The 21795-nt window shown below is 43.8% G+C and carries 18 protein-coding genes and 2 pseudogenes; 12 read left to right on the top strand and 8 right to left on the bottom strand.

Translation table 11 applies throughout. The features are described 5' to 3' along the window. Positions 1 to 153 precede the first annotated feature (153 nt). The 7 genes from CXF69_RS05345 to CXF69_RS05315 all read left to right on the top strand — a co-directional run bounded on the left by CXF69_RS05345 (position 154) and on the right by CXF69_RS05315 (position 8645). Positions 154 to 1377, top strand: coding sequence for an efflux RND transporter periplasmic adaptor subunit (locus CXF69_RS05345; RefSeq protein WP_102078891.1), 1224 nt, complete (start codon positions 154 to 156; stop codon positions 1375 to 1377). A 255-nt stretch (positions 1378 to 1632) separates the two neighbouring features. Continuing rightward, positions 1633 to 2355 (top strand): response regulator transcription factor, encoded by a 723-nt coding sequence (locus tag CXF69_RS05340; RefSeq protein ID WP_057761578.1) that lies wholly within the window; start codon positions 1633 to 1635, stop codon positions 2353 to 2355. A gap of 85 nt (positions 2356 to 2440) precedes the next feature. Continuing rightward, complete coding sequence (locus tag CXF69_RS05335; protein ID WP_102078890.1) at positions 2441 to 4588, top strand: sensor histidine kinase; 2148 nt, start codon at positions 2441 to 2443, stop codon at positions 4586 to 4588. A gap of 256 nt (positions 4589 to 4844) precedes the next feature. After that, complete coding sequence (locus CXF69_RS05330; protein ID WP_057761581.1) at positions 4845 to 5615, top strand: methionine ABC transporter ATP-binding protein; 771 nt, start codon at positions 4845 to 4847, stop codon at positions 5613 to 5615. Positions 5616 to 5664: 49 nt separating this feature from the next. Beyond that, entirely contained in the window at positions 5665 to 6321 is a 657-nt protein-coding gene (locus CXF69_RS05325) for a methionine ABC transporter permease (RefSeq protein WP_370587210.1), read from the top strand. Between the two features lie 170 nt (positions 6322 to 6491). Further along, on the top strand, positions 6492 to 7469 hold the full coding sequence (locus CXF69_RS05320) for a MetQ/NlpA family ABC transporter substrate-binding protein (protein WP_101206025.1): 978 nt from the start codon (positions 6492 to 6494) through the stop codon (positions 7467 to 7469). Between the two features lie 327 nt (positions 7470 to 7796). Next, positions 7797 to 8645, top strand: a complete 849-nt coding sequence (locus CXF69_RS05315) for an aldo/keto reductase (RefSeq protein ID WP_101206026.1) — start codon at positions 7797 to 7799, stop codon at positions 8643 to 8645. 100 nt (positions 8646 to 8745) lie between these two features. Here CXF69_RS05315 and ccmE read toward each other — a convergent pair whose 3' ends face one another. The 5 genes from ccmE to ccmA all read right to left on the bottom strand — a co-directional run bounded on the left by ccmE (position 8746) and on the right by ccmA (position 12224). Then, positions 8746 to 9246 carry a cytochrome c maturation protein CcmE gene (ccmE, locus tag CXF69_RS05310; RefSeq protein ID WP_101206027.1) on the bottom strand — a complete coding sequence of 167 codons (501 nt, stop codon included), beginning with the start codon at positions 9244 to 9246 and terminating at the stop codon, positions 8746 to 8748. A 243-nt stretch (positions 9247 to 9489) separates the two neighbouring features. Continuing rightward, entirely contained in the window at positions 9490 to 9711 is a 222-nt protein-coding gene (gene ccmD, locus CXF69_RS05305) for a heme exporter protein CcmD (RefSeq protein ID WP_101206028.1), read from the bottom strand. A gap of 16 nt (positions 9712 to 9727) precedes the next feature. Continuing rightward, complete coding sequence (gene ccmC, locus CXF69_RS05300) at positions 9728 to 10516, bottom strand: heme ABC transporter permease CcmC (RefSeq protein ID WP_101206029.1); 789 nt, start codon at positions 10514 to 10516, stop codon at positions 9728 to 9730. Positions 10517 to 10802: 286 nt separating this feature from the next. Then, positions 10803 to 11510 carry a heme exporter protein CcmB gene (locus tag CXF69_RS05295; RefSeq protein ID WP_101206082.1) on the bottom strand — a complete coding sequence of 236 codons (708 nt, stop codon included), beginning with the start codon at positions 11508 to 11510 and terminating at the stop codon, positions 10803 to 10805. 84 nt (positions 11511 to 11594) lie between these two features. After that, positions 11595 to 12224, bottom strand: coding sequence for a heme ABC exporter ATP-binding protein CcmA (gene ccmA, locus CXF69_RS05290; protein ID WP_101206030.1), 630 nt, complete (start codon positions 12222 to 12224; stop codon positions 11595 to 11597). Positions 12225 to 12386: 162 nt separating this feature from the next. Between ccmA and CXF69_RS05285 the strand changes: the two genes are divergently transcribed. From CXF69_RS05285 to CXF69_RS05275, 3 genes are all read left to right on the top strand, one after another. Next, the gene (locus tag CXF69_RS05285; protein WP_180952669.1) at positions 12387 to 13496 is read left to right on the top strand and encodes a hypothetical protein; all 1110 of its coding nucleotides are present in this window, start codon (positions 12387 to 12389) and stop codon (positions 13494 to 13496) included. A gap of 30 nt (positions 13497 to 13526) precedes the next feature. After that, a complete protein-coding gene (locus CXF69_RS05280) occupies positions 13527 to 14321 on the top strand; it encodes a type III secretion system chaperone family protein (RefSeq protein WP_102078830.1) in 795 nt (264 codons plus the stop codon). Between the two features lie 145 nt (positions 14322 to 14466). Next, positions 14467 to 15381 (top strand): histone deacetylase family protein, encoded by a 915-nt coding sequence (locus CXF69_RS05275; protein ID WP_102078829.1) that lies wholly within the window; start codon positions 14467 to 14469, stop codon positions 15379 to 15381. 33 nt (positions 15382 to 15414) lie between these two features. On the opposite strand, the gene CXF69_RS05270 is transcribed toward CXF69_RS05275, so the two are convergent. The 3 genes and pseudogenes from CXF69_RS05270 to coaBC form a co-directional block, all read right to left on the bottom strand. Then, on the bottom strand, positions 15415 to 16197 hold the full coding sequence (locus CXF69_RS05270; RefSeq protein WP_101206033.1) for a sulfite exporter TauE/SafE family protein: 783 nt from the start codon (positions 16195 to 16197) through the stop codon (positions 15415 to 15417). A 91-nt stretch (positions 16198 to 16288) separates the two neighbouring features. Then, positions 16289 to 16789: pseudogene (locus tag CXF69_RS14630) on the bottom strand (phosphopantothenoylcysteine decarboxylase); the annotation flags it as partial. Positions 16790 to 16966: 177 nt separating this feature from the next. Further along, positions 16967 to 17695: pseudogene (gene coaBC, locus CXF69_RS14625) on the bottom strand (bifunctional phosphopantothenoylcysteine decarboxylase/phosphopantothenate--cysteine ligase CoaBC); the annotation flags it as partial. 128 nt (positions 17696 to 17823) lie between these two features. On the opposite strand from coaBC, the gene radC reads away from it, so the two are divergent. Both radC and CXF69_RS05255 read left to right on the top strand, forming a co-directional pair. Next, positions 17824 to 18507, top strand: a complete 684-nt coding sequence (gene radC, locus CXF69_RS05260) for a RadC family protein (RefSeq protein WP_101206035.1) — start codon at positions 17824 to 17826, stop codon at positions 18505 to 18507. A gap of 348 nt (positions 18508 to 18855) precedes the next feature. Further along, positions 18856 to 21789, top strand: a complete 2934-nt coding sequence (locus CXF69_RS05255) for an acyl-CoA dehydrogenase (protein ID WP_101206036.1) — start codon at positions 18856 to 18858, stop codon at positions 21787 to 21789. Positions 21790 to 21795: the final 6 nt, after the last annotated feature.

Raw genomic sequence — 21795 nt, 5'->3', positions numbered from 1 at the left:
AACAAATAGCTGTTCTTATTTATTAAAGGTATAACTTCGACTCTGCTTAGTATTCGATTCATCAACTTTATTAAATTTAGTAAATATTTTACAGTCGTTTCACCGAGTTACAATTCACTATATAATAATATGACGATTACAATGGTGACTGCTATGACAGCTTCTAGACATTTAAGAAAAAGCCTTTATTTATTCAGCGTACTATTTATCGCTGCTTGTCAGCCGTCACCTATAAATGAATCAGCTGTTACTGACACTGAAGAAGAGACCGCAGACACGCCAATTATCATCACAAGCGACAGTGTCACAATGACACCAGAACATATATTGAGTATCAAACCTTCAAGGTATCAGCCGAGTCTCGGATTACAAGGTAATATCGAACCTATCAAGCAGACCACATTTGTTGCGGTACATCCCATTCGTATAGAAGAGACACTGGTTAGTGAAGGTCAATGGGTAGAAAAAGGCACGCCATTGCTCGTCTTTAGACGTACGGGCACGGCTAGCAAAGCTGAAGATTTGAAAAAGCCTGAGCAAGTTAATTCAGAATCAGGGGATACTAATCAGAACACTCCAGAAGATACGCAAAACTTCGATGCTAAATCTGCACAAGCTGCGCCAGACGCAGACACTGCTGTTGTAAGAAAAACTGATAGTGATAAAACGTTAGAAGCAATATCTTCGATAGATACTGATAGCAACACCTCTATTAGTCAGGATGCAGACATTAATACGGCTAAACAAGATGTACAGTATAATTCGATTACCATTCATGCCAGCTTTTCGGGTCGGATAGAAAACTTATCTGCTGATGCAGGACAACAGCTAGCGGCGCGCAAACCTCTACTACAGATCAGTGACGAGACCAAGCTGCACTTTATGGCTACCCTGCCTATACAAGCAAAACCACAGCTCTCAGTTGGTCAAACAGTCAACTTTACCGCCGAAGGTATCTCAGACAAGTTTACGGGCCAGGTCAGCAAACTGGTATCGACCAGTCAGCCCAAAAAGCTCTTGGTCTATGTTAATGTCATTGATAACGAAGTAAGTCGTGATAAGTTATTACCAAATATGAAAGTCACAGGCCGCGTCAATTATGGTCAAATAGATGTCGGTACTATCGTACCTAAGCGCGCGCTACATGATGTTGATCTGACAGAGTTGCAAACTCCTCCTTATATGCCGCTACAACCATTGACTGCAAATGTTTGGATAATCGGACAAGATCAGCGTTTAACGCGCCAACCTATTGAGGTAGTTGAATACGACCCTACTACGCAGCAGTATTTAATAGCTGGTGTTAGCAATGATAGCTTGATTTGTTTGGCCGACTTACCTGTTGATTCTAAAGGTAAAAAAGTTATTGTGTCATAATAGCTTATGCTGACAGTTACATTACGCAGAAACATTAACAAAGCTTCTCTTGTTTTGTAACAGCATAATTAGGCAATATGACCCTACTATATAGCATTATCCGAGTATTGAAATACGACTCATATTTAATTATGCGCTATTCTTTATATTTGAAAACATAGAGGCTGAGGTTTAACTGTTTATTATTTCCAACAGCTCATCATTACCGAAAACGTTATATTTTTATAAATCACAATAACAATTAGAGGACACTCCATGAGTAAGCAGATTTTATTGATTGAAGACGATCCAGATTTGGCTGAGCTGATCAGCGATTATTTGACCATGAACTACTATGATGTGCATCATGCTGGTCTTGGTCAAGAAGGTCTCGACTTATTAGACACCAAAGAGCGCGATATTGACTTGGTTGTATTGGATCTTATGCTACCTGATATGGACGGTATGCAAGTGTGTCAAAAGATTCGTGGCAACAAGAACAACATGACCAATAAAGTGCCTATTATTATGCTAACCGCAAAAGGCGATACAACTGATCGCGTGTTGGGGCTAGAGATGGGTGCTGACGATTATATCGCCAAGCCTTTTGAGCCACGTGAGCTTTTAGCTCGTATCCGTGCGGTTATTCGTCGTCATGAGCAACCAAATCAAGCCGATAGCCAATCAGACAGCTTAACCTTTGGCCGTTTGAGTGTGTTCCCTGATAGTCATGAAGTCACTATCGATGACCAACCGGTACGTCTAACCACGCATCAGTTTCAGTTGTTACATTACTTTGCCACTCATTCTGGCAAGGTGTTGAATCGTGAGCAACTCTGGCAAGCGATGCCAAACGATGACAGCTCAGACAACATTGACCGTGCAATTGACGTACATATTTCGCGTCTACGTGCTTTGATTGAAGACAATCCACGCCAGCCAAAGCGTATTATTACTGTACGCGGCGTCGGCTATCAATTTGCTACTGATCAGGTATGACCATAAAGGATGCCTAATTAGCTGACTCATGGTGTAAACTCTATACCATGAGTCGGTACAAGCGTTTAATAATAGAGATCGTTTAATGCAGCAATTGGGTTTTCGTTCCGTATTTGCCAAACTATTTGCCAGCGTTATGCTGGCACTTACGTTATTTGCTGTAGCAATGGTGCTGTTGACCCAACTTGTTCATGATAAAGATGCGGGTATTCGCTCAGAGATATTAGCCACACAGATTTTGGGTCAAATCGATCCATTCTTGCACGAATTAAATATTTCCATCAGCAAAGACAACCGCTTACAAGCGCGCTTTATGCTAGCGGTGGTCAAGAAAAGCTTTGATATTTTTGATGAATCACTGCAAGCAAAAATGGGGCTATATGACAATGAAGGTCATTTGCTCATGCAAAGCGACAACAGTGATTTGCCGTTAGAATTGCCTGCGCCGCCCTCACTATTAGCGCGCGTCTTTCCCTCATTTGCCGAAACCTCCCCAACCAAGCAAGCCCAAGTTTATAGTAGCACCGGTTATACGCTATTATACGAATCACGCTTGCCGCCTAAAAAACCTGTCCTCTCTGCCGCCCTAAACTTATTTACTGGTACGCTATTGCTGCTGCTTATCATGGCAGGGGTACTTTGGTGGATTGCGCGTACCATTACTTGGCGTATCAATCAGATGAGCCAACAAATGACTCAATTGGGTGATGGTGATTTTACGGTGCGAGTGAATGCGCGTGGTAATGATGAAATCGCTGCATTAGCACGCGGATTCAACCAAGCAGCACAAAAAATTGAACACTTAATTGATGCCAATAAATTGCTACTGGCACATGCCTCTCATGAACTGCGTACACCGATTACACGTATCCGTCTACAGATTGAAATGATGGATATGTTGGCTGGTGCGCTACCAACTGATACCAAAGCAAAGTTCGATAAACGTGCACAAGCAATCAATAGAGACTTGTCAGGTCTTAATGACTTAGTAGAAAGCATATTACTGGTTAGTCGTTTGGATGCAGGTCATGCCTTACAGCAAGTTGAAAACTTAGATTTATACGATTTGGTAAATCAAGAGCGTCAGCATTACCCTGAAGCCACGCTGATTGGTGAGCACATCGTAATAGATGGTCAGTCATCAATGTTGACTCATTTGATTCGTAACTTACTTACCAACGCTATGCTACATGGCAAGCCGCCTGTTACGGTATTGCTATATGGTGTTCAAAGCATAGAAGAAGCTGGAACTGTGCCTGACTATCTATTACAAACAGTACTATGCAGCAGCTTTGTCGATTACAACAGTTTAGACTTTGACGATTATGAAGAAAATGCTGATGCCAAAGTAGTTGAGCACCAAGCTTCTAAGCATGAAGCTACTAGTTCGGTTGATAAAAATAAATCAGAAATGACTGACTCAATAGCAGAGCTACCAACGCCGACTATCTATAAAAACGGTGAAGATATAGCTGCTCACAATGAGAACAACGAGAGCAACGAGAGCAACGAGAGCAATGATGAAGTCAGTATTGATAACGGCCTTTCAGATGAAAGCTTAATAGACAGTGCTAGCAAACCCCAACCTACTACTAGCGAATCATCACTACTTGCTGACTATTACAGCTTTACCAGTGAATTAACTGACAGAATTAAGAAAGTTATTTGGAAGGCTGTTCCAGACTCCAATGAACCTGCTAACGATGCTGACAGTATTAGTAATACTGACATGACTGAAGTAGCACCCACAAACTTTATAAGCAACGTAGAAAGCGAGAATACTGACACTCTCATCGAGAACAGTGCTCAAAAATCAGATAAATCTATTACTGATACCGCTACTAAAAATAACGGATCAAACAATACGAAAGATGATGCCAAATCTAATAGCTCAAATAATGAGAACTCAAGCGCAGTTGTGCGTAAAGAAGGCTTATTTGCTAAGCATATGAAGAAAGCCAAAACTGAGCCTGAACGTCCTTTACCAAAGTATGCGGTGCTGGCTGTAATCGACGAAGGCACTGGTATCCCTGAATGTAAGCGAGAAGAAGTCTTTAGCCCATTTGTACGTTTGCAGCAAAAAAACAAAGGCTCTGGATTAGGGTTATCCCTAGTTTCACAAATCGTTACCGCTCATCAAGGGCGTATTATTACAGATACCTTAAATGGTCATACTAGATTTTTGGTGACCATCCCAATTCATCATGACCCTCATTACAACTATCACGAGTAATCAATCCCCATCGTTATATAGATAGCTATCACGCTGTCACCTTCATACTTAGCATTTTAACTGCTTATTCTTAATAGCTATTAATCATAAGCCGGACACGTATGTGCATATCCAAAGTGCCTGATAATATGCTATATTACCGCCCCTTATTATACGGTTATTGACTGTTGTCGTTTTGACAAGCTTCTTACATATTGAAAGAGGCCTGATGACGGGTTTTTGACCATTAAAAAATTTATTAAATTTTGAGCCCTCCATGAATGACATGATTGTCTTAAACGATGTGACCAAAAGTTTTTTAAGCGACCGATCAATCAAAGACAAAGACGGCAAGCCACATTGGTTTACCGCTGTTGAGCCGACATCTCTGACTATCAAACAAGGCGAAATCTTTGGTCTAATGGGTTATTCAGGTGCAGGTAAATCTACCTTATTGCGCCTAATCAACATGCTTGAACGTCCAGATTCAGGTCAAGTCGTGATAGACGGTACTGACCTAACCACGCTGTCTGCCAGTGAGCTGCGTATTGCCCGTCATAATATCGGTATGATTTTTCAGCAGTTTAATCTGATGTCTAATCAAACGGTTTTTGACAACGTGGCATTTAACTTAAAAATCTCTGGTTATCCAAGTCGCGACATTCATAAGCGCGTTATGGATTGTCTTGCGATTGTTGATTTGACCGATCGTGCTGGTCACTATCCTGCGCAGTTGTCAGGTGGACAAAAACAGCGTGTGGGTATTGCCCGCGCGATTGCCCCTAGTCCAAAAGTATTGTTGGCCGATGAGCCAACCAGTGCGCTTGACCCTGCCACGACCCGTAGTTTGCTGACTTGTCTGCGCGATATCAATGAGCAGCTTGGCGTGACTATCGTCATCGTGACCCATGAGATGAGTGTTATTCGTAGACTTTGTGATCGCGCAGCGTTATTGCATCAAGGACAACTATTAGAAGTTGCGGATGTGCGAGACGGTCTGATTCAGGCAACTACCCCGATTGGCAAAGGCCTAGTCGTCGAGGACTAATGAGGCAGGAGAAATAGATATGTTAACTGGTACTGAATTATCCGCCTCTATAGACAAGTTACTTGTGTTACGCAAAGAGATCGTGAGCGCATTTATTGATACGTTTGTGATGCTTGGTATTTCCACCACGGTCGCAATCGTCATCGGTGGACTGTTTGGCGTATTCTTGTTTTTGTCTAGTGATCGACAGTTTTTGCAAAACAAGACGTTGTACGGTGTGCTTGGCGGTATTACCAATTTTATGCGTGCCTTCCCTTTCGTGATTTTGATGATTGCGATGAGTCCGTTTACCAAGGCTATCGTTGGCACAGGTATCGGACCGATCGCTGCATCACTGGTACTTGCTATCGCTGGTTCGTTTTATTTTGCGCGTTTGGTCGAGCAAAATTTGCGTGAAGTGCCGCGCGGTATTATCGAAGCAACCGAGTCGATGGGTGCCAGGCCTTTTACCATTATTAAAGTATTACTTAATGAAGCGCGCTCAGGTTTAGTATTGTCAGTCACTATTCTTTGTATCAGCTTGCTCTCTTATTCAGCTGCCGCTGGTATGATCGGTGGTGGCGGTTTGGGTGATTTGGCCATTCGTTATGGCTATTATCGCTATCAAACCGAGGTAATGATTTTTATCGTGATTGTACTATCAATCATGGTCGTCTCGATTCAAGCCTCTGGTAACTGGCTCGCCAATCGTTTAGACAAACGTTAAACCGCTTTAGAGAATACTTGACTTTACGAGCGACTAGGTTTATTTTTGGCAACACTCAACCCTTATCTCAGCTCTTACAACAAAAGCAGCATTACTATTTATAATGTTGCTTTTTTAATGTTCAGACGATAAACGTTTTACTCAACCCCATTCATTATTAAGGACATATTATGAAATTAACAGATATCAGCCGTCAGTTAGCTACCGCATTTGCCGCTGTTGGTGTATCAGGTCTAGTTTTAGTTGGTTGCAGCAATTCATCAGCGCCAGAAGCAACTAAAGAGCCAGTAACCGAAGGTGCCACTGCAGAAACTGCCGCTAGCGATATCGATCCTGACCATACCAAAATTGTTATCGGTACGACTGAGGGTGATTTTGCTGATATGGTTCGTAACCAAGTAAAAGGCACGCTTGAAGCTCAAGGTTATGAAGTTGAGTTGATTGCTTTTACTGACTATGTCCGTCCTAACCTTGCATTGGCTGAAGGCGATTTGGATATCAACATTTTCCAGCATAAGCCTTATCTTGATACCTTCAAAAAAGAAAACAACCTTGATTTGGTTGAAGTATTCCAAGTACCAACCGCACCGCTTGGCATCTACTCAGGTAAAAAGACTAGCCTTGACGCTGCATTTAAAGGTATGAGTGTTTCTGCACCAAACGATCCTAGTAACTTTGCACGTGCTTTGGTTATGATGGATGATCTTGGTTGGATTACCCTAAAAGACGACATCGATCCATTGACTGCGTCAAAAGCTGATATTGCTGACAACAGCAAATACGATATCGAAATCGTTGAGCTAGAAGCTGCTCAATTACCACGCGCACGTGATGAAGTTGACTTCGCAGTTATCAACGGTAACTATGCTACTGACTCTGGTATCAAATTGACCGAAGCATTGTTCCAAGAGCCAAGCTTTGCTTATGTAAACTGGTCAGCGATCAAATCTGCTGATACTGGTAAAAAATGGGTTGAAGATGTGACCAACGCTTATAACTCAGAAGCTTTCAAAAAGTACGCTCATGAAACGTTCCCTGGCTACAAGTACCCAAAAATCTGGGGTACTGATCATAGCGCACATACGGACACTGCTGCTAAAACTGAAAGCGCTGACGCTCCAGAAACTACAGAAGCTGCTGCTCAATAAGACCTTAAGTCTAAAACACCTAGTTTTTCAGGTGTTATGATTAATAGAAACGCCCATTACTTAAAGTGATGGGTGTTTTTTTGTCTTTAATTTTGGGAGTGCTGTTTTCCAATACCGTTATCAAAAGACTAACTGTGCATTAAGCAACTATTAAAAATCACGTTACAGCCTGTTTGCCCTTTGTAGGAAACCGTCACTCACGCTTCCACTTGTCCTTGGTTTTTCCTATAGTGGACAGGCTCAATAGTAATTTACTCGTTAGACCATACTATTGATGACATTTAAAACTAATGAAAATTATAAGACACACATAACAAGGATAATAATATGAGCGCTAAAAACTATAATATTCGTACCGCTGGACAAGCAAACATCCCCATCCTAGGGCTAGGTACTTGGCAGTCAACTGGGCAAGACTGCGTAGATGTGGTCAAAAAAGCGTTAGAAATGGGGTATGAGCATATCGATACCGCTCAAGCTTATGGCAATGAAAAAGAAGTTGGCGAAGGTATCAGACAGTCAGGCGTGGCTCGTGATAAGTTCTTTTTGACTACCAAGATTTTTCCAGATGATATGAAGTTTGAGCCAGAAAAACTGGTCGCAGCAGCAAAACGTTCTTTGGAAGATTTGGGTACAGATTATGTCGATCTATTGCTATTGCACTGGCCTGATGACCGCGTACCGTTATCTGAGACCATTCCTGCGCTGTGTGAACTCCAGAAGCAAGGTTTGACGCGTCATATTGGTGTTTCAAACTTTAATATTGCTAATATCATTGAGGCCAAGAAATATGCTGATGTGCCTATTGTCGTAAACCAAGTTGAGTTTCATCCGTTCATTAAGCAAGATACATTACAAACCTTTTTGAACAACCATCATATTTTGCTAGAAGCTTACTCACCACTCGCTCGTGGCGATGTATTCGACAATGATGTTATCAAAGAGATTGCGGATAAGCACAACGTAACACCAGCACAAATCTCACTAGCGTGGATCTTATCAGACAAGCATCGTGTGGCTATTCCGAAAACGTCTAACCCTGATCACTTGGAAGGCAATCTAGACGCCATCAAGGTTGAGTTAAGTGCAGATGAGTTAGAAAAAATCGGTAACTTAGCCAGCTCTGACGGTCGTAAAATTGAACATCCTGACTATAGTCCAGTATGGGATGACTAACAGGGTTAATAAGTACGATTAGCTGATTAGCTAAACCAAGCTCAATAAAAAGCCACCGATAATCGGTGGCTTTTTTATATGATATGAAAACTTATAATCATTACTGTTGTAGCGTTTCAGTCTCATGAATTTTTTCAGCAGGGTTATACTGTTCAGAAGAAGGTATCGCTCCGCTGCGATTATTTTCTTTCATAGATTTAGCAACTTCTGGTGGCATATAGTTTTCGTCATGCTTAGCCAATACTTCCCCAGCAACAAAAGTATCGCCTTGCATTTTACCCGTAGCTACGACGCCTGAATTTTCAGCAAATAAGTCTGGCAGGATACCTTGGTAAGTCACTGGCACGGTTGATTGAAAATCAGTAATCGCAAACTCAACATTTAATGGATTGTCTGCTGCACGCTGCACACTACCTGCAACCACCATACCACCAGCACGAATACGTTTGTCTTGAGGCGCTTCACCTTGGGCAATCGCAGTTGCATCAAAGTAGTAGTCAGTTTGCTGCCCGATGGCATAGATAACCAACATAACTGCTACTGCCGCACCTGCCAGCGTAAACATAACCCAAGTCAGTTTTTTCCGACGAACTGCATTCATACCACTACCCCATTAATGAGTCACTGTTTTATAAACCATAATCAATCTACAAAACAGAAAAGTTTGAAGAAACTACCATTAGAAAAACGTTTTGAAAATGTCTTTCTAATCGTACTCTTCTAATCGCTATATGGTAGCATTTTTCAGACAAATCAATAAGCCTCATCACTGCCTATAAGGTCATATTTTTGTCAGTGTAAGGATACGGTTTCTTACGCTAAAACTCTGATATTAAGATGATTTTTATTCAGCTTGTTTAGTCGCAGGCGTTGAGGTTTTGGTGGTTCGCTGTGCTTGACGCGCTTGCTGGATAGTCAGCTGTTTGATAAGTGACTGTCGTTGTTTGCGGCTATAGATAATAAACGCCAACATCACGCCAATCGTTATCGCCCAGCACGACCACACAAAAACCCCATGCTTACCCATGGCGAAAAACTCAGATACGCTATAAAAGTAAGGCTGCATAGTATTTTCCTAGCCGTTATTTGTATTGACCACGAATGTATTCTTTGACCCACGCTTTGCCTTGATCGCGGTATAAAATCAACGTGTTGGTACGATAAATCGCTAATGTCGCAACCAGTAAATAGCTGCCGATAATCATCAGTAATAAGGGCATCCACATATCTGCCGACATCTTTGGTGCGGCGGTCAAGCTAAAGGTCGCGCCTTGATGCAAGGTATTCCACCACTCTACTGAGTACTTGATAATAGGCAGGTTCACTGCGCCCACGATAGATAAAATAGCGGCCGCTTTACCACGATTGGCCGTATGCTCAAAAGCAGCAAACAGTGCCATCACGCCCGCGTACAAAAACGCTAATATCAACATTGACGTAAGGCGTGCGTCCCATACCCAGTAAGTACCCCATGTTGGCTTTGCCCAGATAGAGCCTGTAAGCAAACTAATGACACATAGCAAAAAGCCCATTGGGGCAAGTGCCTGCGCTACCAAACTGGCCGTCTTAATCTTCCATACCAAATAGATCACCCCCAAGACTGCGAGAGAAAAATAGATAGAAATGGCAAGACTGGCCGCTGGAACATGGATAAATATAATGCGATAGCTATTACCCTGAAGATAATCAGGCGGCGCAAAAGCAAGGCCCCATACGCTACCAATGAGCAAACAGAGACCGGCTAATATCGCTAACCACTTGACCCAAGGGCTAAAGATACGAAAAAACTGCTTGGTACCCACAGTGGTCAAGAAACCCTGCCAAATGCGCTGCCACAAGCTAGGGGATGAGACGTTATTCAGGTTGGGCATGGGAAGAAACCTATTACACAGCTTACTGGCGATAAATGATGTGGTCTATAAAAGCACCACTATCAACTCACCTGCTGGCGTTAAACACTGGATAGAATCTACAGAGAGCTGTTTACGTATTCAGTTGACTATTATAGCAAAATTGCCAGTTTTCACCACGATGTTAATACATGTGATGCAGATAACTAAATTTCGATGACTGGATTTAGATGGCTAGGTTTAGATAACTGGGTTTAGCTAATCAAATTTCGACAACTGGACTTTAGGATTGCAACAATCAAATCGTTTAATTGAGCCATGACATTTTTAAAGTTGTAGCAATCACCCAAGGCATAACCAAGACAGAAACAATACTTCCTGCTAGCAACAAGGCCAAAATAGGCAAACCGTTCAGCCCAGAAGCGAATAAATCAACCGCACCTGTAGCAAAAATCAATACTGGCAACTGCATCGGTAAAGCAATCAAAGGCACCAATACTGCCCCATTCTTTAACGATAGCGTCAAACTACTGGCAATCGCGGATAGCATTAGGAGCATTGGACTACCTGTCACGATGGACGCCATCAATATCCACGCTTCAAACCAACTAAGCTGAAATAACGGCACGGCAAGCAAACTAAGCGCCGCCACAATACCACTGCTAAAAATCCAGTGAATGACCAGTCTAATCAGCACCCATAACGGTAGTGACGCTTTGGCCACGACCAATTGTGCAAGCGTACCATTATCAAGCGCAGGCTTGAATAATCCATCAACGCCCATTACCAGTGACAGCAACGCAGCAATCCACACTGCTGATACGCCCAGACGCTGCAATAGCGCAGACTCACTACCCACTGCCAACGGAAACAAAGTAATAATCACTAAGAACAGCACCAACGGATACAACCATTGCACCGCTCCTTGCTGCTTGACTTGCCATTCGCGGCGCCACAGCTGCAGGAAGCCAATACTGCGAGGTGCTACGACAATAGCATTTGTACTTTTATTCATGGCTGCTACTGATCCTACTTGTATTGGACTGTCTGTCATTATTTGACCTTGCACATATATTAATGGTACTGATATCAATCAAACTTATACCATGTAATCTGACAAATCGAGCACTTGATTGGCGACACCGACTGCTTGATGGCTGGTCATTAGTATCGACCCGCCAGCCTGTGCAAACTCGCATAACCGCGCTTCCATACGTGCCACCATATCAACATCCAGCGCCGTGAAAGGCTCATCAAGTAACCAGAGCGGTGTCACGTCAGGAGTTAACAAGTACAATCTGGCCAGCGTGATACGCCGCGTTTGCCCAGCGGACAGATGACTGGAGCTGATCGTTTCAAACCCTTGTAGCCCAACCCATGTGAGTGCATCATCAATATCGGTAATACTTGGCGTGATGCCATATAAGTTCAGTAGAAACGTCAGGTTTTGTGCCACTGTCAGATTTGGATGGATGCCCAACTGGTGCGAGACATATAAAGGCTGGATGGGCAGGCACGATTGTCCTTGATAAGTAACTTCACCTGACAAAACAGGTAACAACCCAGCCAACTGCATGAGTAACGTGGTCTTTCCCGTCCCATTTGCCCCGATTAGATGGCAAATACTACCCGTAGATAGCTGCAACGCAACTCCTTCGCACAGCGGTATCTCACCGCGCTGAACCGTCAGCTCATCAAGTGCAAGTAAAGGCGTACCCAAAACCGTCATCAAAACCTCTGGTTATTTATCAAGCAGCAGTCAATATTCATCACAAACAAAGGCAATGTTCGTGGCATAATACCGTATGCTCGCTACAAACACACAGTATAACAAATTGTCGATTACTCTGACTTCAAAAAGTACGACCTCAAAAAAATACGACTTTAAAATATGACTTCAAAACCTATGCCGACTTCACAAGATAGCCAAAAACATAATACTGCTGCAGAGACTAAAAATGACAACGCAGACACTAACTTGTCAAAAGAGCCATCAGCCAGCCGTTTGACAGTAGATAGCTTGATCGATGCTCAAGTCAACTTTATGCAACGGTGGTTGCACAATCAAGCTGAGCCACTAGCGATGGAAGCTTGGCAATGGTTTGGTGCGCAACCTTTAAGCAAATACATCACCTGTGACCATTTACAGCAGCTGATGAAAGACTGGCTGTTAAATCAGCCGATGACTGAGGTGATGCGTACCGATATCCGTGATATTTTACACACCATTATTTATCACCCAGTCAATGACAACGTGCCTTTGTCTGAGCTGGTCGATGATGCCCAAGTTGAAACGCTGGCCAACTATATCGGTAGCCACGAGCAGCAGCGTAACATATTGATTCATACGCTGGTCGGTAACGAAACCTTTGCAGATTTATTGACCCAAACACTCTATCACGCTATCAACGACTTTATGGAAAGCACCCTCGATAAAGCAGGTGGCGTTGGTAAATTGATGAAGCTTGGGCGCAGCTCTTTTGAAAAGGCGACCAACAGAAACCTCGATGAAAAACTGCAAACCTACTTGCATCGCAATATTAAAGATTTGACGCGCAAAGCCGAAGCCAACGCCCAAGAGCATTTATCAAATGAAGAGGTTGCGCGCCTGATGGTCATGGGCTGGGATCGCATCAAAAACCAACCGATTAGCGAGCTGCAAACTTACTTAAGCGATGAGCCTGGTAATAGTAGCATCGACCATATCGAAGCCAGCATCCAACAAAGCTACAACCGCCTGCGACTGTCACCATATCTGCACAGCTTAGTTTCGGCAAGCATCGACACTTGGTATGCCAATCATCAGTCTGACACGATAGCGACCATTGCGGCGAGTTTGCACATTGATGAAGCGGCCATGAAGCAATGTAGCACTACACTACTGCCTATCGTGTACGATGCTCTTGAGACGCCTTGGTTGACAACTCATATTCGTGAAATGCTAGTAGCGTTCTATGCACAGCCTGCTATCAAAGAAGGTTTAGCATTCACTCACGATTAATTTACAACCCTTACTTGTCAGCATACTATTATGAGTCAACGCAATAAACTCAGCTTGTGGCAAAAAATCAAACGGTTACTGACTGCTGCCGCACCGCAGTCAGTCGTCGATGCTGCAAGCGAGCAAGGGCGGTCATCACTTGCTGGCAGTGAGATTAGTAATACAAAAAATATATCGGCTGATATCTCTCATGAGTTAGAGGCGAATCAGGGCAGCAAACAGGATAACGCTCAAGCACAAGCAAATACATCTCAACTTAAAACCGATAGCGCAAATGCAGAACCTCAAAACCAAAGTGACACGCCTATTGTCGACTGCTTAAAGCAATACTTCAATGACAAGCAGTGGCACTACACGCATTATCGACCCAAAACCAACGACAGCCAAAAATCGCATCATTTATCCTTGAGAATGCGTCATAAGCAAATAAACTGTGGCTATCTGTTTCGGGTGCAAGAAAAAAACAAACTACTGGCCATCTACGGCATCTTGCCATTTTTGATACCAGAAACTCATCAAAGCGCTGCGATGCTACTCATCACCCAAATCAACTATGACATGCTAGTCGGTAATCTAGAGATGGATGTCAACGATGGTGAGATACGCTACAAAAATGCCATCGATGTCGAAGCAGTTGGTCTAGATAATGAGATTATTGAGCATTTACTACAAAGCGTGGTCGCGATGACCACGGTTGCCAACGAGCTATTTGGCAACTTGGTCAATAATCAAGACCCTGCTGAAGACATGCAAACGCTACTTGTCGAGCTACGCCAACAGTCAGACGCGCGCACGTTCTTTTTACCGACTCAGTTTGTTCAATAGCTCAGTTCATTCGATAACTCAGTTTGTTCAACAGCTCAGTTCATTCGATAAACTGGTTTTTCAATCAAGCCATAATCGACGATAGCGGATACTTATCTCTTTATTTTTCTATCCAAAAAACCATCAATACTAAGCTAGAAATCTTATGCTAAAAATCGCCTACTCTGACGTCTTTCGCTATTCCGTGCCAGAAAAGCACCGCTTCCCTATGCAAAAATACATTATGATTCCTGAGCGTCTACTGGCAGAAGGCACTATCAGCCAAGATAACTTCTTTGCCCCTGCTCGCTTGAGCGAAGATGAGATTTTGACCACGCATACTGCAGAATACTGGTATCAGCTTAAGACTCAAACACTGCCGCGCAAGGCTGCTCGTGCGATCGGATTTGAGATGACGCCGCAGTTGGTAGAACGCGGTCGTTATATTGCTCATGCAACGTATGAGTGCGCGCTATATGCTCAGCAATATGGCGTGGCTATGAATGTTGCAGGCGGCACCCATCACTCTTTTGCTGGTCATGGAGAAGGCTTTTGCGTATTTAATGATGTCTGTATCGCTAGCAACTTATTGCTAAATCGCGGACAGGCAAAGAAGATTTTAGTTATCGATTTGGACGTTCATCAAGGCAATGGCAACGCCAGTATCATGGCAGATGAGCCACGCGTTTTTGTCTTTAGCATGCATGGGGCAAAGAACTACCCGTTTCGTAAGCAAGTATCAGACTTAGATATTGAGCTAGACAATGATACCAGCGATGCTGAGTATTTACAGATATTAGAAGATACGCTGCCACGTTTAATCGCTGAAGTTGCGCCAGATATGATTTTTTATCAGTCTGCTGTCGACGTGCTCGCTACCGATAAGCTCGGCAAACTTGGTTTGACACAAGCAGGGTGCAAGGCGCGTGATGAATATGTTCTGCAGCAAGCAAAAGCCGCCAACATCCCTGTCGCTATCGTGATGGGTGGCGGCTACTCAGAAGATATCGAAGATGTGGTCGAGGCGCACTGCAATACCTTTCGTTTGGCGCAGCAGATATTTTTTGAAGAATTTGTCTAATAAAATATCGCTGAAAAGGCTTATATACTTTAGCTATAACAATGCGGTAATGCCTTGCCAACCGACACGTATTCCAAGCACGATTAAAATCAATAAAATAAGCTGACGAAAACGCGCTTGCGGTAAATAGCGACGCAAACGGATTCCAACCAAAAGAGTCACTATAGATAGCACACTTAAAAAAGTAATCAGCTGCCACTCACCACTGCTCAGTGCCATGATAGGCTCACGCAACACGATAATTTGAGCAATCTTTCCCAAGAAATAGCACATGTTACCGACTTTGGCGATGGTGTTTTTATCGTCACTGGCAGACAGTAGATACATCATCAGTATGGTCGACATTGCATTGGTCGAGCCGCCAATGACGCCTGCACCAAAGCCGACGGCAATCAACATAGGCTTGGTGTTTGGTAAACGGATTTGTTTGCCAAGTAAGCTACTCACAACGTAGAAGGCAATGACCGCGGCCAACAATAAGAGGATATAAGCGCTATCGACCCATAGCAAGAGTTTCGCACCTAAAATGCTACCTAGCAGGCTGGTAAGCGCAAGCAACCAATAGCGTCTGCCGTAGTAGATAAAGTTTTGCCAAATGGTGCGTTCACCGCCTACTAGCCATGTCATCACATTAACGACTAGCGAGGGGAAAATCACTAACACAATAGCGTGTTGCAATGGGTACATACTAGCAAGTGCAGTAGTCGTTACTAGCGTTGCGCCAAGTCCGCTAATGCCATGCAGCAGTGAGGCAAGCGCAAAAATGATCGTCAGCACTAGCATCTGAGTGCTATCGTTACCAGCTATATTCATCATATCGGTCACACCATTTTAGGCTCAGCGTCTGTATCTACACACTATCTACACACTATCTACATGCTAGCTATCAGATTTAGCGCCTGTAGCTCTAACTATCTTTACGTTGACCGATTGCTTGACCAATAATGCTAGCCAGTTGCTCAGCAATTTTATCTTTACTGGTCTTCTCAAGTGTTACCGCGTCACGCTCATAGCGCTCAGAGAAAAACACCTGCATCGCATTGTCATCACTAGCAAAACCAATATCTGCACGTGAGACATCATTGCAAGCAATCATATCCAAATCTTTTGCGACCAACTTACCACGGGCATAACGTTCAACATCTTGCGTTTCTGCTGCAAAACCAACGACAAATAGCTCTGGATGCGCAAGAGAAATCGTTGCCAGAATATCAGGGTTTTTAACCAGACTGAGCGTCATGGCATCTTGTGTCTTTTTAATTTTTTGCGGTGCGGCTTCTTCCGTACGATAATCTGCCACGGCTGCAGTGGCAATAAAGATATCTGCTTTCACAAATTGTTTGTCATCATAAGACTGTAGCAAGTCATGATTGTCGTTATGGTCGCTTACATCATCACCGCAACCACAGTCGCCATGATGATGCTCGTGAGAATGGTTATGAGAGTGATCGTGCGTATGCTCATGAGAATGGTCATGCTCCTCTTCAAAGACTAATTGAAGCTCGCTATGCGTACCTTCCACACATTGCTGCGCCGCTATCAGCATATCTTCGGCAGACAGCACATCGATCCGTGTGACATTAAGCGGCGTGGGCAATGCCACCTTACCACCAGCAATTAAGACAACGTCGGCACCAGCAGCCACACAGGCGCGCGCCAATGCAAAGCCCATTTTTCCTGAAGAGTGATTAGACAAATAACGCACAGGGTCGATCGCCTCTACTGTTGGACCTGCAGTAATGACTACTCTTTTTCCTGCCAGCAATTGCGGCGTCGTGTTCATCGCTATGAACAGTAAAACCTCACCCAATAACTGCTCAGGCTCAGGCAATCGCCCTGCTCCGACATCACCGCACGCTTGCTCACCGCTAGCTGGCTGGATAATCTGATAATTCATATCGCGCAAGGTTTGCACATTTAGATTGACCGCTGGATGCGCCCACATCTGCTGATTCATGGCAGGAGCAATAATGACAGGCGCTGTAGTGGCAAGGCACACTGTAGTCAATAGATCATCAGCCATACCCATGGCCAGACGCGCAAGCGTATTGGCTGAAGCAGGTGCAATGACGATTAAGTCGGCCCACTTGGCCAGCTCAATATGCCCCATGCCTGCCTCTGCCTGCTCATCGAGCAACGACACGTGCACCTCGTTACCCGTCAACGCCTGTAGAGTCAGCGGTGTGATAAATGCTTGTGCACCTGTCGTCATGATAACGCGCACATCAAAACCCGCTTTAATCAATAAGCGGGCAAATATAGCAGATTTATAAGCGGCGATACCGCCAGTAATAGCAAGCACAATATTGGACATAAGCGTGGCATCAACAAAAAAGTGAAAAGATAAAATTGCGCTTATAGTAACAATTATGAGATAAATTGGGTAAGATTTTCCGTATCTATCTCAGATAACAAGTATCAACCCATTTTCAAGGAGTGACCATGGCGATCAAAGACTGGCATGAGGATGACAGGCCACGCGAAAAACTTTTAAAATTTGGTGCAGCTCATTTGTCTGACGCCGAGATACTGGCCATATTTTTGCGTACGGGTACTCAGTCTCAATCAGCGATTGAATTAGCGCGGCATTTGATTGATCAGTTTGGTAGCTTAGCCGAGCTATTAGCCGCCCCTCAAAAGACGGTTCTTGCCTGCCATGGTATGGGACCTGCAAAGTACGCCCAAATATTAGCTTCACTTGAGATGGGTACGCGCTATCTGGACAGCCAACTCAAAACTGGGCAAGCACTAGGACGTTCACAAGCAGTCAAAGACTATATCAGCACCCAGTTGCGCGGTGAGCACCGTGAAGTATTTGCGGTACTCTGTCTGGATAATGCCCTAAACCTTTTAAACTTCGAGATACTATTTACGGGTGGCATCTCATCATGTTCTGTCTGTATCAAGCATGTACTGCGGCATGCACTAAGCCACGCTGCTAGCCAACTTATCATCGCGCATAATCATCCTCATACCGATGCCAAGCCATCAACGGCAGATAACTTATTGACCTATGAGCTAAAAAAAGCCTGCGACCTATTAGATATCTCGCTTGTCGATCACATTATCGTCGGACGTAACGACACTTTGTCTTATGCCGAAAGCTGCCTTTCCCCTTTTAGCTAGTTTTTTGCAATTTTTCGATAATGGCTAGCTACGTGTTCCAACTAGACATATGATTAACCTATAAACAATGATGTTTGATACATATCATCGACAGAGCGTAGCATTTTGGCTCTTGATAGTTATCGACAACTGTTTCATATTAGTAGCCATTCTTGCCATTTATTTGTCAATTACTTACTAGACCATTAATACTAGTACTTAAGAGACGTAAAACCGAGCATTTATGGATTAACAAATCATTCGATTTACTTGTAAGACAGTAAATGGCAAGACGAAAAATAATTATAGTTAGCTCTTTCATTTACGTACTTTTCGCATTTTTTATTCAGCGCTTTAAAGGAGATAGTCATGGCAATTGGCTTGTTTATTTTGGCAGTCATCATTCAGTTAGCCGTGGTCTTGGCCATCTTTTTGTTGTCCTTATCACGGGTCACCGGTAGCATCGTCGCCCTGATTACGGTTATCGTTACCGCAATTATCAGCCCATGGTCGCTCATTCTGGGTATACCAATGGCGCTACTGTGTTTGGTCTTACTCGTTGCACCGCTTCGCCAATCGTTAATCACTAAGCCTGTCTATAAAGCGCTAGGCGGTGCGATGCCGAGTATGAGTGATACAGAGCGTGAAGCGCTTGATGCGGGTACTAGTTGGTGGGAAAAAGAGCTGTTTATGGGTGCGCCGAATTGGGATACCTTTTCCAATTATCCTTATCCGCAGCTTTCGGAAGAAGAGCAAAGTTTCATCGATAATGAAGTAGAAACCTTATGTGCCATGCTTGATGAATGGCAAATCCAGCATAAAGATAAAAATCTATCACCTGAGGCATGGCAATTTATCAAAAGTAATGGTTTCTTAGGTTTAATCATTCCAAAAGAATTTGGTGGCTTAGAATTTAGCTCTTATGCGCAAAGCCGTGTAATGAGCAAGATTGCTTCGCGCTCGCCGACTGCTGCTGTGACCTGTATGGTTCCCAACTCGCTCGGCCCTGGTGAGCTATTGATGCATTACGGTACGGACGAGCAAAAGCAGCGCTGGTTGCCAGGTCTTGCCAAAGGTGATGAAGTACCTTGCTTTGGTTTGACTGGCCCTGAAGCTGGCTCTGATGCAGGTGCCATTCCTGATACAGGTGTAGTCTGCTACGGTATGCACGAAGGTAAGCAAGTGCTTGGCTTACGCATGAACTTCTCTAAACGTTGGATTACCCTAGCACCTGTCGCCACTGTTGTTGGTTTAGCATTTAAAATGCACGATCCTGAAGGTCTACTTGGCAATCCTCAAAAGACCGATTACGGCATTACCTGTGCCCTCGTTCCAGCTAATCACGAAGGTGTTGTAACAGGGCCACGTCATAATCCAATCGGCTCACCATTTATGAATGGTACGGTCGATGGCAAAGACGTCTTTATTCCATTAGATTACATCATCGGCGGTGTTGAGAACGCTGGTCGTGGCTGGCGTATGCTAATGGAATGCTTGGGCGTTGGCCGAGGTATTTCTCTACCAGCTCTATCGACATCAGCCAGTGAAATGACTTACCTATCTGTCGGTGCATTCGCCAAAGTTCGCGAACAGTTCAAGATATCAGTAGGTAAATTTGAAGGTGTACAGGACGCTACTAGCCGTATGGCAAGTAACACTTATATGTTAGAAGCATTCCGTCATTTGGTTACTTGCGGATTAAACCAAGGTGGTACGCCATCTGTTATGACTGCCATGGCAAAATACTATGCGACTGAAACCATGCGTAGCGTTGTCAACGACGGTATGGATGTGGTCGGTGGTCGTGCTGTACAGATGGGTCCGCGTAACTTTTTGGCGACACCCTATCAAGCGATTCCTGTCTCTATCACGGTCGAAGGTGCCAACATTTTGACCCGCTCACTTATGATCTTTGGTCAAGGTGCGATGCGTTGTCATCCTTATTTATTCGACGAGCTTCAGTTACTACAAAGCGAAGATAAAGCGGCTGCTACTGAAAAATTCGATACCCTTTTCTTCAAGCATTTGGGTTATACGTTTAACCGTGGCGCCAAAGCTTTTGTCGCAGGTTATATTGGTGGTAGCGATAAGGCCCCGAGTTTCGCAGACGCCTTTACCCGTCCTTATTACAAACATATTAACCGCTTAAGTGCGAGCTTTGCCCTAACTGCTGATATGGCATTAGGACTACTAGCAGGAGACTTAAAGCGTAAAGAAATGCTCTCTGGTCGCTTAGCAGACATCCATAGTCATTTATTTATTGCGACTGCTATTTTGCAATTCTATGAGCATGGTAGTAAATCAGAGTCTGAGCGCTTACATGCTGAAGTTGCGCTACAAAACAGTTTGTACACGATTCAAGAAGCCTTTGTGTCATTCTTCGCTAACTTCCCGAATCGTATGGCAGCCAATGTGGTTAGCTTTGTGACTTTCCCAAGTGGACGTATCTTCACCCCAGCAAGCGATGAGCTAAAACGCCAGTTGGGCGATACTTTCATGGATGATTTTGCAGCCAACCCATTCCGCGATTATCTAAAAACCATGGTTTATTACAACACAGATGCAGACGATGTAACTGGTCGTATGGAGCATGCTTATCAGACGTTGGTCGAAATCGAACCATTGTGGCAGAAGTTTAAAAAGGCAGAGCATCAAGACAGCTTTGAAGGTCTAACCTTTGAAGATCATGTGGTACACGCCAGTCAAAATGGCGGCATTACCGAAGAAGAAGCAGAAGTTCTGATTCAATATAACGCCATGCGTTTTGATTCATTATTGACCGATACGTTTGACGAGCATCTATCGGAAGCGCTAGAACGTGACAATCCACATGCGCTTGAAAATGCAGTTCACCAACTGACTGATTACGCACAGCTAAAAAGACAAGCTCAGAGTAAAAACGGTATCGCTGTGGATACCGATGCATCTGTCGTCGATGAGCTAGCCACCACTAACGAACCAACTATTAATGATCTAGACAGTCCTGCAAACACAGACAATCATACTGGTGATGCCAACCCTAATCATGGTTATGAAAGTGATGGCGATGTAGAGTTGGTGAGTGAGCAAGATACTGTCAAAGAAGTAAATTCGCAGACAGATTTTGAAGAGTCAGAGCCTGAGATAGAGGCACTCGATCATCGCCATCGTGATGCTGAGTCACATCTTAACGAGCGTATGGGCAATAATCATAATCGTCATATTGCACCACCTGACGAGATAAATACGGAAGCAAGTGATAGTGACATCAAGTCTTTAGAACGCCAATCACCCTTATCACGTGAAGAAGACGATAAGGTTTAATGGTCT

This window comes from Psychrobacter sp. Choline-02u-9 (assembly GCF_002836505.1).
Lineage (GTDB): Bacteria > Pseudomonadota > Gammaproteobacteria > Pseudomonadales > Moraxellaceae > Psychrobacter.
Note: the sequence above shows the minus strand (reverse complement) of the source record. Positions and strands in the feature narration are given on the sequence as shown.